General features: G+C 53.1%; 11 protein-coding genes. 4 read left to right on the top strand and 7 right to left on the bottom strand.

Translation table 11 applies throughout. From position 1 onward, the window contains the following. Positions 1-64: 64 nt before the first annotated feature. The 3 genes from AC6I4B_RS10630 to AC6I4B_RS10620 all read right to left on the bottom strand — a co-directional run bounded on the left by AC6I4B_RS10630 (position 65) and on the right by AC6I4B_RS10620 (position 3,985). Positions 65-961, bottom strand: coding sequence for a flagellin N-terminal helical domain-containing protein (locus AC6I4B_RS10630; protein WP_497771532.1), 897 nt, complete (start codon positions 959-961; stop codon positions 65-67). Between the two features lie 512 nt (positions 962-1,473). Beyond that, entirely contained in the window at positions 1,474-3,579 is a 2,106-nt protein-coding gene (locus AC6I4B_RS10625) for a TonB-dependent siderophore receptor (protein WP_497771530.1), read from the bottom strand. 151 nt (positions 3,580-3,730) lie between these two features. Beyond that, positions 3,731-3,985 carry a GlsB/YeaQ/YmgE family stress response membrane protein gene (locus tag AC6I4B_RS10620; protein ID WP_106927628.1) on the bottom strand — a complete coding sequence of 85 codons (255 nt, stop codon included), beginning with the start codon at positions 3,983-3,985 and terminating at the stop codon, positions 3,731-3,733. Positions 3,986-4,254: 269 nt separating this feature from the next. On the opposite strand from AC6I4B_RS10620, the gene ycgR reads away from it, so the two are divergent. Then, a complete protein-coding gene (gene ycgR, locus AC6I4B_RS10615; protein WP_497771529.1) occupies positions 4,255-4,986 on the top strand; it encodes a flagellar brake protein YcgR in 732 nt (243 codons plus the stop codon). Here ycgR and emtA read toward each other — a convergent pair whose 3' ends face one another. Beyond that, positions 4,987-5,598, bottom strand: coding sequence for a membrane-bound lytic murein transglycosylase EmtA (gene emtA, locus AC6I4B_RS10610; protein WP_497771527.1), 612 nt, complete (start codon positions 5,596-5,598; stop codon positions 4,987-4,989). A gap of 93 nt (positions 5,599-5,691) precedes the next feature. Between emtA and ldcA the strand changes: the two genes are divergently transcribed. Beyond that, the gene (gene ldcA, locus AC6I4B_RS10605) at positions 5,692-6,606 is read left to right on the top strand and encodes a muramoyltetrapeptide carboxypeptidase (RefSeq protein WP_497771526.1); all 915 of its coding nucleotides are present in this window, start codon (positions 5,692-5,694) and stop codon (positions 6,604-6,606) included. Positions 6,607-6,701: 95 nt separating this feature from the next. Then, positions 6,702-8,435: a potassium/proton antiporter gene (locus AC6I4B_RS10600; RefSeq protein WP_497772109.1), complete on the top strand. Its 1,734-nt coding sequence runs from the start codon at positions 6,702-6,704 to the stop codon at positions 8,433-8,435. A gap of 44 nt (positions 8,436-8,479) precedes the next feature. Here the strand turns inward: AC6I4B_RS10600 and dadX are convergent, their stop codons facing one another. After that, the gene (gene dadX, locus AC6I4B_RS10595) at positions 8,480-9,550 is read right to left on the bottom strand and encodes a catabolic alanine racemase DadX (protein WP_497771524.1); all 1,071 of its coding nucleotides are present in this window, start codon (positions 9,548-9,550) and stop codon (positions 8,480-8,482) included. Between the two features lie 9 nt (positions 9,551-9,559). After that, positions 9,560-10,858 carry a D-amino acid dehydrogenase gene (locus AC6I4B_RS10590; protein WP_497771523.1) on the bottom strand — a complete coding sequence of 433 codons (1,299 nt, stop codon included), beginning with the start codon at positions 10,856-10,858 and terminating at the stop codon, positions 9,560-9,562. Positions 10,859-11,178: 320 nt separating this feature from the next. Between AC6I4B_RS10590 and AC6I4B_RS10585 the strand changes: the two genes are divergently transcribed. After that, positions 11,179-12,711 (top strand): SpoVR family protein, encoded by a 1,533-nt coding sequence (locus AC6I4B_RS10585; protein ID WP_497771521.1) that lies wholly within the window; start codon positions 11,179-11,181, stop codon positions 12,709-12,711. 76 nt (positions 12,712-12,787) lie between these two features. Here AC6I4B_RS10585 and fadR read toward each other — a convergent pair whose 3' ends face one another. Beyond that, positions 12,788-13,507 carry a fatty acid metabolism transcriptional regulator FadR gene (gene fadR, locus AC6I4B_RS10580; protein ID WP_497771520.1) on the bottom strand — a complete coding sequence of 240 codons (720 nt, stop codon included), beginning with the start codon at positions 13,505-13,507 and terminating at the stop codon, positions 12,788-12,790. Between the last annotated feature and the right edge of the window lie 78 nt (positions 13,508-13,585).

The following is a 13,585-nucleotide window of genomic DNA, read 5'->3' as shown; positions in this document are numbered from 1 at the left end:
ATTAAACTACGGCAATAAGGTGGGAGCCTGAACGCGCTCCCACCGGTTATTTAGCGATAGAACATTATCCCAGCAGAGACATCACCATGCCCTGCATACTGTTGGACTGCTTCAGCATCGACATGCTGGTTTGCGCCAATAGCTGGTTGCGGGACATCGTCGATGCCTCGGTGGCATAATTGGCATCCTGAATGTTGCCTAACGCCAGATCCGTATTGTCTTTCATATTGGCGAGGTTCGCCGCACTGTGACCCAGGCGGTTAATCGTTGCTCCCAGGTCTGCACGGAATTGCCCGGTCTGCGCCAATGCACCATCAATACGATTCATCAGCAGTTGCGCGCCTGAACTATCGCTGATGGTGAAGCCGCCGCTCGCGGTATCAAAGTTATCGGCGGTCATTTCATAAATTGCGATCATGGTGGTATCCAGCGCATCGCTCATATCGACCTTCATGCTCTCATCGGTGCTGGCACCAATCTGGAAGTTCATCTCTTTGTATAATTTGGCGTTTGAGTAATCGATGTTGCCGCTCGGCAGCAGTTCACCCAACAGTTTTTCACCACCAAATGTGGTACTGCCCATAATATTACCCAGCTCAGCGTTTAGCTCCGTCAGCTCCACGTTAATCGCATCACGGTCTTTTTGGGTATTGGTGTCGTTCGAGGACTGCGTCGCCAGGTCTTTCATACGGAACAGAATATTGCTGACCTCGTCAAACGCCCCTTCACCAATCTGGAGCAACGCCGTCGCGTCAGAGATATTACGCTGCGCAACCGCCATACCACGGGTTTGGCCTTGCATACGCGAGGCTATTTGCAAGCCCGCCGCATCATCAGCCGCAGAGTTGATACGTTTCCCTGTACCCAGCCTTTCCATTGCTGTTGAGAGTACGTTGTTAGATTGATTCATCGCATTGAGCGAAGCCATTGATGAGCTGCTCGTGAATATAGATAAAGACACGTTTACTTCTCCTTAATAAAGCCTGAGTTCCAGACTTTTTCCATTACCGAAAATCTAGCGACACATCGGATGAGTTAATTAAGGGGAAGTTAAAATAAATAGAGTGAGCGGCCTGGATATTTATTCCCACGGCATCTTTATTGCATTACATATGCACGTTTAGCTACGGCGAGCCGGTGAATAATTAAAACTCACTTCGCTGTGCGGTTGGTTAATATTCTGTTCCTACGCCAACTGGCTGCCAGCGAGAATTATTCTTCGGTAATATCAAAATTATTTAAGTCACGGCTAATAATAAGTAATGATTCCAGTTGATTTTATTCCTCTGGATTAAGTGACATTACGTATTCCTCGTTATTTAAAAGATAAGGTTTATTGTTATTTAATCTCGTCGGCCTGCACTTGCGGTGGGCGGGGGAATATTGACGGTGATTGCCCGATGGCGCTGCGTTTATCGGGCCTACAATCGTAGGCCGGATGAGGCGCGAGCCGCCATCCGGCAATCTCACCGGTCAGAAGGTATAACTTGCGCCAACCTGCACGGTACGGTCGCGGCCAATCCAACAGTTGGTGCAGTCATAACAGGTCAGCGTCTCTTTGTTGGTCAGGTTCTGCGCGCTGGCTTTCAGCATCAGACCGGAAAGACGACTGTCAACCGCCGACATGTCGTACGACAGCGACATATCATACTGGGTGGTTCCGCCGAGTTTCCCCTCGTCGTTATTCGGCGAGATCTCCATCGGGCCGGTGTAACGTGCGCCCGCACCGACCGTCAAACCACGGACAATACCGTTATCAAAGGTGTAATCGCTCCACAAGTTAAAGGCGTTTTCCGGGACCTGCGTCGGGCGTTTGCCCTGATAACGTTCATCCACCGTATTGATGGCGTGCGTGTACGCGTAATTAGCAATCAGATTGAGGTTATCCGTCGGGCGGCTAATCATCGACAGCTCCGCCCCTTTCGACTCGATTTCGCCGGTCTGATGGTAATTCCAGCTTGGATCAAGGCTCAGGACATTTTTCTGGCGAATGTTAAACACCGAGGCCGTGAAGGTCGTGGCGTAGTCTTCCAGCAGATATTTCACCCCACCTTCCACCTGTTTACTGGTGGTCGGTTTCACCTGGCTCGCCGTCAAGTTACGGCTTGGCGATACCGGCTTAAACCCTTCCGAGTAGCTGATAAACGGCGAAATACCGTTATCAAAAGCATACAACGCGCCCAGACGTTTGGTGACGCGATCCTGCGAGATCCACTCTTTTTTACCGCTATTGAGATAGTCGGTGGTCGCCGACTGATACTCGTCATAGCGCAAACTGGCAAGCAGATTCAGGCCGCCGAACGCTACTTGATCCTGAAGGTAATATCCTTTCTGGTTATAGGACAGGCGATTTTTCTGGTCGGTGTACAGCCCCAGCGCATCTTCATGCACCTGCCCGTAGTCCGGGTGACGCATATCAATGCCTGGCGTGGTGGTTGCGTAACGGTAGTGATAGTGCGAATTGAGCTTCTGATAGTCAAAGCCCGCCAGCAGATGATGCTGCCAGTCGCCCAGCACCAGGGTACGCGTTAGCTGGTTATCAATGTTGAAACTGTGCAAATCTTCATCGGTGGCGTAGGCAAAGCGATCGAGCTGATAAACCTCGCCGTTAATGCCGGTCGAATAGACGCTTTTTTGGTGCGTATCGATATCGAAATACCGCGCTTTTTGGGTCACGCCCCAGCCGCTATCGAACTCATGTTCAAAGCTGTAGCCCACCATCCACTGGCGTTGCTTAAAGCCGCTCCATTTGTCACCGGCGAAATCGCGCTTATTGGCATAACCGGAGCGCAAATAGGCCAGCGGCAGCGGGTTTGAGGGCGTCAGGCTTGGCGTGTTCTGCGCGAGGGCATCCAGCGTAAGGCGGGTTTTGTCGCTCGGCTGCCAGGTGACGCTGGGCGCTAACAGATAATCTTCGTATTTGGTGGTGTGCGGCTGATCGTCGCCTTCTGTCGCTTTACCCAGCAGGCGGTAGCTCCAGTCGCTGTCGGCGATACGTCCGGTGGAATCAACGTACCCCTCTTTCAGATTACGCGTACCGGTGTTAAAGCCAACTTCAGTGCGCGGCGTGGTTTGCGGTTTTTTGCCCTGAATATTGACCAGCCCACCCGGCGAGCCATTGCCGTACAGCACCGAGGACGGCCCTTTCAGCACATCGACGCTTTCAATCAGCAGTGGGTCTATCCGCGCTTTGGTATTCCCGGTCACGTTATAAGGAAGCTGTAGCCCGTTGTAGAACTCGTTATCGACGGTAAAGCCGCGAATTTTATATTCGCTCATATAGCTGGTGTTGCCGCGCGGTTCGGTCGATACGCCGGGGACGTAGCGCAAAATCTCATTAACCGACGTCGCATGACGCAGGCTGATTTCATGCTCGCTAAGGGTGTTAATCACTTGCGGGGTTTTGCTTTCCGCTACCGCAGATTTGGTGGCGCTGTTCGTCCAGCCCGGCAGTTCACTCCCCTCGCCAGAGGCGGTGACGACCATCGTGGTTTCACTTTTTTCAGCGTAAACCTGTGTTGAAAGTGCAAGAGCAATCATCCCTGAAAGCGTACAAATGCGAAAACCAGTGTGCATCATTATCGTATTGGCCAAAAGAAAACAGAACGATAATTATTATCATTACCGATAACTATTCAACGCCAATTTATGCAGGGGTATGAGAATGTGATTCAGATCACATTTGACTACAAAAAGAAACGGCCCTTTGCAGGGCCGTTTGGAGAGTTCATTATTCGCGGCGAATCAGGCGGAAAACGGCAAGCACTACGATGGCACCAACAACCGCCACCAGGAAGCTGTGCAGGTTAAACCCGGTGACGCTACCCCCGATGCCAAACGTAGTGGCTAACCAGCCTCCCACTACCGCACCGACGATCCCCAGAATACAGGTGAGGATAAATCCACCCCCATCGCGCCCCGGCATAATCAGTTTGGCAATAACACCGGCAATCAGACCAAAAATAATCCAGGTAATAATACCCATTTTTCCCACCTCTTCAGTTCCATTAACAACAATAAAAGCGCTGACATTCTGCGCCGTTAATGTTTCAAGTATAGGTAATAGTTCTTAAAAAATTGGCAGTGACGATGATATTTTATCCAGATAAAGTCGAAAATTGACGTAGACGCTGCCTTAAGTGCATTTCTCAGCGCAAACCCATAAAGATGTTAAATATTTCTATTTCAACGCTGAAGTTCTCTTTTACCCCGCCGATACCAATGAGAGAGTCTGCCATTCAGGAGCCATTTTAGGTGAGTGAGCACAACGCACAGTTTCTAAAGCAAAACCCACTGGCGGTATTAAATATTCTGCGTGATTTACAGCATGGTAATGCCGTATTGCGCGTGAGCTGGGGTTCGCGGCAGTTTATTAGCCGAATCCTCGATGTTAGTCAGCAACAGTTGGTTATCGACTTCGGCAGTCGGGAGGAAGATAACAACGCCGCACAGACGGCGAAAAATATCTCGCTGGTGGCGGAAACTAACGGCGCGAAAATAGAATTTACCGTCTCGCAGATGCAAGTCGAGATGTATCAGGGGCTACCGGCGTTTGTAATGCCGACGCCGCCGACGGTTTGGTATATCCAGCGTCGTGAGTTTTTCCGTATTTCTGCGCCGCTTCATCCGGCCTACTACGGTAAAGCCACGCTACCGGATAAAAGCGCCCTGCGCTTTCGGCTGTATGACCTGTCGCTCGGTGGAATGGGCGCTTTGCTGGACATCACACCGCCGGACAACCTCATCCCGGGGATGGAGCTGTCGCAAATTGAACTGGATATGGGGCAATGGGGGCGTTTTCGTTTTGACGCGCAACTGCTGGCGATTAGCGAGCGCAAAGTGGTGGACAGCAAAAATGAAACCATCGTTACGCCGCGTTTAAGCTTCCGGTTTCTGCATATGACGCCGGTGCTTGAGCGCTCGCTCCAGCTAATTATTTTTTCGCTGGAGCGTGAAGCGCGCGAACGGGCTAATAACGTTCGCTAGTTACATCGCATCCATCGCCTTCTGGATTTTCCAGATATAGCGCGGAGCTTGTGGTGAGGGGTGATTCTTCACCACGTGGTCGAAGAATTCATCCGCATCCAGTTCGTTAATTTTAGAAATTGCCTTTTTGCGATCGGACGAGAAGGTTCGCAACAGCGCGCCTGCTCCGTTCGCATACGACACCACCAGCGCATATTGCATCACCTGCGGGTCGTTGATTCCGGCCAACGAACCGTGCTCCAGAATACTCAGATATGCCGCACCCATTGAGATGTTACGCTCCGGGTTTTTCAGCTCGCTGGTAGACGGCTGCCCGCTCCAGCCCATATGGCGATAAACATCAAGACCCGATGTTGATGCTTTTAGCTGCATCAATCCCACCGCATTAGATTTACTGACAAGCGTTGGGTTACCCCCTGATTCCACCGCAATAATCGCGGTAATCAGGCGTGGGCTAACGCCCCAGGCAGCACCCGCTTGTTGACTGATGGGCATCCATTGCATTGCTCGTTTAACCGGCACTTCAGGATTCCACGGTGGATTACGGTAATCCGATTTCGAACTGCATCCGGCAAGTAATACAATTAAAAAAGCAAACCATCTCAATTTCACGCATCTATCCTTTTGACTGAACTTTGTTGCCGCTAATGACAACCACTGGCTCAGGCGGCATGATACCCGTTTCATTATCAGCAAGGAAATGCCATGTCTCAGTTTCATCTCATCGCCCCTTCCGGGTACTGCATTAATCAACCCGCCGCACAGTGCGGGGCTGCGCGATTAGAGGAGGCCGGGCATCAGGTGAATAACCAGCAGGTGATTACCCGCCGCGACCGTCGATTTGCAGGCGTAGAGTCTGAACGGCTGGGCGATATCAACGGCCTGGCGCAGTTGCACGGCAAAAATCAGATTGTGATGGCAGTGCGTGGCGGTTATGGCGCCAGCCGTCTGCTGGAAGATATTGATTGGCAGGCTATCGCAACCCGCCAACAGCACGACCCGCTGCTTATCTGCGGGCACAGCGATTTCACCGTTATCCAACTGGGGTTACTGGCGAAAAGTAACGTTGTCACCTTTAGCGGCCCGATGCTGGCGGGGAATTTTGGCGCAGAAACCCTGAATACATTCACCGAGCAGCACTTTTGGCAGGCGCTGCGCAACCCAACGTATAGCGTTGACTGGCACGGTGATGGCCCCCATTGTGAAGCTCAGGGCACGCTGTGGGGCGGCAATCTGGCGATGGTGACCTCGCTAATTGGTACGCCGTGGATGCCGCAGATTGACGGCGGTATTTTGGTACTGGAAGACATTAACGAGCATCCATTCCGCGTTGAGCGCATGTTGCTGCAACTGCTGTACGCAGGTATTTTGCCTCGCCAGAAAGCGATTGTGCTGGGCAGTTTTAGCGGCGCGAAACCGAATGATTATGACGCGGGTTATGACCTGGACGCCATGTATCGCTATGTGCGATCCAGGCTGTCGATTCCGCTGATTACCGGCCTTGAATTTGGTCATGAGCAACGCACGGTAACGCTGGCGCTGGGCGCGCAGGCACAGTTGCGTCACTTTGCGGGCCATTCATCGCTGACCATGACCGGACACCCGATATTAGTTGGATAAAAAACGATAATCAGCGCTTATTAATCCAATGTTTACGCGCTAAATATGGTAACGTTTTGTCACTAGCAGGCACGTTACAGGGGAGTGCGTATACATTGGACGCCACGGCAGTCATTAGTCTCTTTATTTTAGGTTCGGTCTTAGTAACCTGTAGTATTCTCTTAAGTTCATTTTCCTCCCGTCTTGGCATCCCTATTCTGGTTATCTTTTTAGCCATTGGGATGCTGGCGGGTGTTGACGGCATTGGCGGCATTCCTTTCGATAACTACCCTTTCGCCTACATGGTCAGTAACCTGGCGTTGGCGGTGATTTTGCTTGATGGTGGTATGCGTACCCAGGCAAGCTCCTTTCGTGTTGCACTTGGCCCCGCGCTGTCATTAGCCACCATCGGCGTCCTGATAACCTCCGGGCTTACCGGCATGATGGCGGCGTGGTTATTCCACCTCGACCTGATGGATGGCCTGTTGATTGGCGCGATTGTCGGCTCGACCGACGCCGCCGCGGTGTTCTCATTGCTGGGCGGCAAAGGGCTGAACGAGCGCGTAGGCTCAACGCTGGAGATTGAATCCGGTAGTAACGACCCGATGGCGGTCTTCCTGACCATCACCTTAATTGAGATGATCCAGCAACATGAAACCGGCCTGAGCTGGATGTTCCTGGTGCATATTATTCAGCAGTTCGGGCTGGGGATTATTATCGGTATTGGCGGCGGCTATTTGCTGTTGCAGATGATCAACCGTATCGCCCTGCCGCCAGGCCTGTATCCGTTACTGGCATTAAGCGGCGGGATCATGATTTTTGCTGTCACTACTACCCTCGACGGCAGCGGGATTCTGGCGGTGTATCTGTGCGGTTTTCTGTTAGGCAACCGTCCTATTCGCAACCGCTTCGGCATTTTGCAAAACTTCGATGGCCTTGCCTGGCTGGCGCAAATTGCTATGTTCCTGGTGCTGGGGCTACTGGTCACGCCGTCAGATTTACTGCCCATTGCGGTTCCTGCGCTGTTGCTCTCTATGTGGATGATCTTTATTGCTCGCCCGCTGTCGGTGTTTGCCGGTCTGCTGCCATTCCGTGGGTTTAATCTGCGTGAGCGTACCTTTATCAGCTGGGTGGGTCTGCGCGGCGCAGTGCCGATTATTCTCGCCGTGTTCCCGATGATGGCAGGGCTTGAAAACGCACGTTTGTTCTTTAACGTCGCCTTCTTCGTGGTGCTGGTGTCGCTGCTGTTGCAGGGTACGTCGCTGTCGTGGGCGGCAAAAAAAGCCAAAGTGGTGGTTCCGCCGGTTGGCTGGCCGATTTCCCGCGTAGGGCTGGATATTCATCCGAATAACCCGTGGGAACAGTTCGTCTACCAGCTCAGCGCCGAAAAATGGTGCGTTGGCGCAGCGCTGCGCGACTTGCAGATGCCACCGCAAACCCACATTGCCGCCCTGTTTCGCGACAATGTGCTGCTGCACCCGACCGGCAGCACCCGCCTGCGGGAAAACGATATTCTGTGCGTAATTGGTCGTGAGCGTGATTTGCCCTCGCTGGGCAAGATGTTTAGCCAATCGCCGCCGGTGTCGCTGGATCAACGCTTCTTCGGTGACTTTATTCTGGAAGCCAGAGCCAAGTTTGCTGATGTGGCGCTGGTTTACGGCCTCGACGGCGGTGAGGAATTCCGCGATAGCCAACAGTCGCTGGGCGATATTGTCGAGCACTTGCTGGGGGCTGCGCCGGTGGTCGGTGACCAGGTGGAGTTTGCCGGAATGGTGTGGACTGTCGCAGAAAAAGAAGAGAACCAGGTGTTGAAAGTCGGTGTACGTGTCGCCGAGGAAGAGGTCGAATAAGCGGTTTTGCCCGGCAAGCGTCATGCTGCCGGGCGATATAAAAGTTACACCGTCACTACCGGCACGCGTGGCGCTAATGCGCACATTAGCTCATAGCCCACGGTTCCGGCGCTCGCCGCCACTTCATCGATTTTAATCTCCTGCCCCCACAGCTCAACCGGCGTACCGATCCCCGCCTGTGGGCATGGGGTTAAATCGACAGCCAGCATGTCCATCGAGACAGTCCCTACCGTGGTGCTACGAATACCGTCAACCAACACTGGCGTGCCGCTTGGCGCAATACGCGGATAACCGTCGGCGTAACCGCAGGCCACAATGCCAATACGCTGCTCCTCTTTGGCGCGATAACGGCTGCCATAGCCCACCGCATCCCCCGCCTTGAGATTCTGAACACCGATAATCTGGCTGCTAAGGCTCATGACCGGTTTCAGGCCGCTGTTAGCAATGTCCTGCCACTGGCCGGAAGGTGACGCGCCGTACAGCACAATCCCCGGCCTTACCCAGTCAAAATGGGTTTCAGGATGCCACAAGGTTGCCGCCGAATTCGCCAGCGAGCGCGGGCACTCCAGCCCTTCTGCCGCCTGCTCAATACGGCGCATCGGTTCAACCACGCCGTCGGCGTTTTCCGCTTGGGCAAAATGCGACATCAGCGTCATGGAACCGACGTTGCGGATGCCACGCAACTGCTGCCAGACGGTGTGGATGCGATCCGGGGCAAACCCCAGCCGATTCATACCGCTGTTGACCTTCAGATAAACGTCGATCGGTGCATGTAAGCGCGCATTTTGTAACGCCTTAATCTGCCAGTTGCTGTGTACGCTGGTCGTTAAACGGTATTTATCAAACAGTTCCAGTTCATCGGCGTGGAAGAACCCTTCGAGAAGCAGAATCGGTCCCTTCCAGCCCTTTTCACGCAGCAAGATAGCCTCTTCCAGGTTTAGCATCGCAAAGCCGTCGGTTTCTCGCAGCGCGTTCCAGACCCGTTCCAGACCATGACCGTAGGCATTGGCTTTCACCACTGACCACACGCGAGCGCCAGCAGCAGCCCGGCGCACAATCGCTAAATTTTCCCGCAGTGCCTGTAAATCAAGGCTCGCGAGTACGGGACGTGACATACCTTCTCCTTATTGATGAGCGCCGTGCAGATGCTGTGGGCGCGCCGGCGTGAAGCCTGGCGAGTAACGCGCAACGCTGAGGTCATCATAGGGAATAGCAGGCATTCGCCCGGACATCAAATCGCTGAGTAATTGACCAGACCCGCAGGACATGGTCCACCCCAACGTGCCGTGTCCGGTGTTCAACCACAGGTTTTTAAAGGCCGTTTTGCCGACAACCGGCGTGCCGTCTGGCGTCATCGGGCGCAGCCCCGTCCAGAACGTGGCTTCTGAAATCTTACCGCCGCGCGGGAACAGATCGCCCACCACCATCTCCAGCGTTTCCCGACGCGGTTGCAGCAACTCGGTATTAAAGCCGACGATTTCCGCCATGCCGCCCACACGAATGCGGTTGTCAAAGCGGGTAATCGCGATTTTGTAGGTTTCATCAAGGATGGTTGAAACTGGCGCGCCGCTTTCTTCAACGATAGGAATCGTTAGCGAGTAGCCTTTGAGCGGATAAACCGGAATATCCACCAGCCCTTTCAGCATCGCCGTTGAGTAGGAACCAAAGGCCATCACGTAGGCATCGGCTTTTACCAGCTCATCGCCACATTTTACGCCGATGATACGCTCGCCGTCCTGAATCAGACTATCAACCGGTGTATTGAAGCGGAACTGTACGCCAGCCTGTTCCGCCATTTTCGCCAACCGCTGGGTAAAGAGTTGGCAGTCGCCGGTTTCGTCATTCGGCAAGCGCAGGCCACCGGTGAGTTTGTGCGCGACGTCGGCCAGTGCCGGTTCTACCTCGGCAAGACGCGAGGCTTCCAGCAGTTGATACGGCACGCCGGCCTCTTCCAGCACGGCGATGTCACGGGTGGCATTTTCATACTGTTGCGCGGTGCGGAACAGTTGCAGCGTCCCGCCCTGACGCCCTTCATAGCTGATGCCAGTGGTGTCGCGCAGGGTTTTCAGGCAGTCACGGCTGTATTCCGCCAGGCGCACCATCCGCCCTTTGTTTTCCATGTAGTGGCGCGTGTCGCAGTTACGCAGCATTTGCCACATCCATTTCAACTGGAACCCCGTGCCATCAAGGCGGATAGCCAGCGGCGCATGGCGCTGGAACATCCATTTAATCGCTTTCAACGGCACTCCTGGCGCCGCCCACGGCGCAGCGTAACCCGGTGAGATTTGCCCGGCGTTGGCGGCGCTGGTTTCGAGCGCCGGCCCCGCTTCGCGATCAATCACCGTGACCTGATGTCCTGCCTGACTTAAATACCAGGCGCTGGTTACGCCCACTACACCACTTCCCAGTATGACAACGTGCATAGCCACTCCAGAATAAGCAAAAGAACAATCATCTGATTACAAATTGATAACCCAGATGAAAATATTATTCAACATAGGCTTTTTTTATGGTGACTTACCTCACACAGCGCCCATGCCACAGGGTGGCGGTGAATTTGCGATCTCCTGCTACCCGCTATTTTTTGTCAGCATAAAGTTCTGCAAAACTGCAAAATTATCGCCGCTAAAATGAATAAATCATGAAGAAAAGAAATGGCGGTTGTTACAGTTTTTCTGCGGTGTTCTATTCTTGAAGTGAGGCTCTCCAGACAGAGAGAGTCGCCAACAATGAGGGCGCGCTAATGGCTACGATTGACTCGATGAATAAGGACACAACTCGTCTGAGCGATGGACCCGACTGGACATTCCCGCTGCTGGAGACCTACCTCGCAGAAATCGATCGGGTGGCGAAACTCTACCGGCTGGACACCTATCCGCATCAAATTGAAGTGATTACCTCCGAGCAGATGATGGATGCCTACTCCAGCGTCGGGATGCCGATTAACTACACGCACTGGTCTTTTGGCAAAAAGTTTATTGAAACCGAGCGTCAGTACAAACACGGGCAGCAAGGGCTGGCCTATGAAATAGTGATTAACTCCAACCCGTGTATCGCCTATTTAATGGAAGAAAACACCATTACCATGCAGGCGCTGGTGATGGCGCACGCCTGTTACGGGCATAACTCTTTCTTTAAAAACAATTACCTGTTCCGTAGCTGGACAGACGCCAGCTCAATTGTTGACTACCTGCTGTTCGCCCGTAAGTACATTACCGAGTGCGAGGAGCGCTACGGCGTGGATGAAGTGGAGAAGCTGCTCGACTCTTGTCACGCGCTGATGAACTACGGGGTGGATAGATACAAACGCCCGCAAAAAATCTCGTTGCAGGAGGAGAAAGCGCGGCAGAAAAGCCGCGAGGAGTACCTGCAAAGCCAGGTCAATATGCTGTGGCGCACCCTGCCGAAGCGCGACGAAGAAAAAGCCATTGAGTCGGCGCGCCGCTATCCTTCCGAGCCACAGGAAAACCTGCTCTATTTTATGGAGAAAAACGCCCCGCTGCTGGAGTCGTGGCAGCGTGAGATCTTGCGCATCGTGCGCAAAGTCAGCCAGTATTTTTATCCGCAAAAGCAGACGCAGGTAATGAACGAAGGTTGGGCGACCTTCTGGCACTACACCATTCTTAACCATCTGTATGATGAAGGAAAAGTGACCGATCGCTTTATGTTGGAGTTCCTGCATAGCCATACGAATGTGGTGTTCCAGCCACCTTACAACAGCCCGTGGTATAGCGGAATTAACCCGTATGCGCTAGGTTTTGCGATGTTCCAGGATATTAAACGTATTTGCCAGAATCCCACCGAGGAAGACAGATACTGGTTCCCGGATATCGCTGGTTCCGACTGGTTAACCACGCTGCATTTTGCGATGCGTGATTTTAAAGATGAGAGCTTTATCAGCCAGTTCTTGTCGCCAAAAATCATGCGGGATTTCCGCCTGTTCACCGTGCTGGACGACGACCGGAATAACTATCTGGAGATTTCGGCGATTCACAACGAAGAGGGATATCGCGAAATTCGCTCACAGCTCTCGTCACAGTACAATCTCAGTAACCTGGAGCCGAATATTCAGGTGTGGAACGTTGACCTGCGCGGCGATCGTTCGCTGACGCTGCGCTATGTGCCGCACAACCGCGCTCCGCTGGATAAGGGGCGCCGGGAAGTGCTTAAACATGTGCATCGCTTATGGGGGTTTGATGTCCATCTGGAGCAGCAGAACGCCGATGGCAGCGTTGAACTGCTGGAACGCTGCCCGCCGCGCCCTAACGCGCTGTAGCCCTGAACGCAAAACACCCCGGCATAACCGGGGTGTTTTATTATTCGCTTACCGAGCCGCGCGGCATCGGACAATATTAACGCCCTTGCAGCGCTAAATCGCCTGGCAGCGTTTTCTGCATCCGATGCCAAATTTCACCACTCTCACGACCATAGCGACGCACCGTCTCATAGACGTTTTCGTGGTCGCCCTGCTCACACAGTTGCGCCAGTTGGTGATAGAAACCCAGCGCCAGCGCCCTGGCTTCAGGGCTGGAGAAATAGTGACGCCCCAGACGGGTGTACAGCCCTTTCATGCCGTTGAGGATCAGGCCATAAATCGGGTTGCCGGAGGCAAATGCCAGACCACGGAATACGCTATAGTCCAGCTCAGCAAAAGCATCCGCATAATCTTCAACTTCGCGCGTCGTTGCTAATACTTCCAGCGCTTTTTCAGGATTTTGACGGAACGCGGTACGAATATAAATCGTGGCGATATTAGTGCGTACGGACAGCAGATTATCAATCAGCTGCGGAACACTGTCGTGGTCAAGACGCGCCAACGTTTCAAGAATATTCAGGCCAGACGTTTCCCAGAAGTTATTCACCTTCGTCGGTTTACCGTGCTGAATCGTTAACCAACCATCTCGTGCCAGACGTTGCAACACTTCACGTAAGGTAGTGCGGGTAACGCCAATTAATTCAGAGAGTTCACGTTCAGCCGGAAGGATAGATCCTGGAGGAAAACGGTTATTCCAGATACTTTCGACAATATACTCTTCCGCGAAACCCGCCGGGCTTTGCGCCTTAATAACCATAGTAAAAATTCCATTACACAGCGTTGCAATTAGACTCATCATACCAGAGCCAACATAGTGCAGATAGCAGGATGCGTG

Source organism: Kluyvera fluvialis, assembly GCF_059725275.1.
Note: the sequence above shows the minus strand (reverse complement) of the source record. Positions and strands in the feature narration are given on the sequence as shown.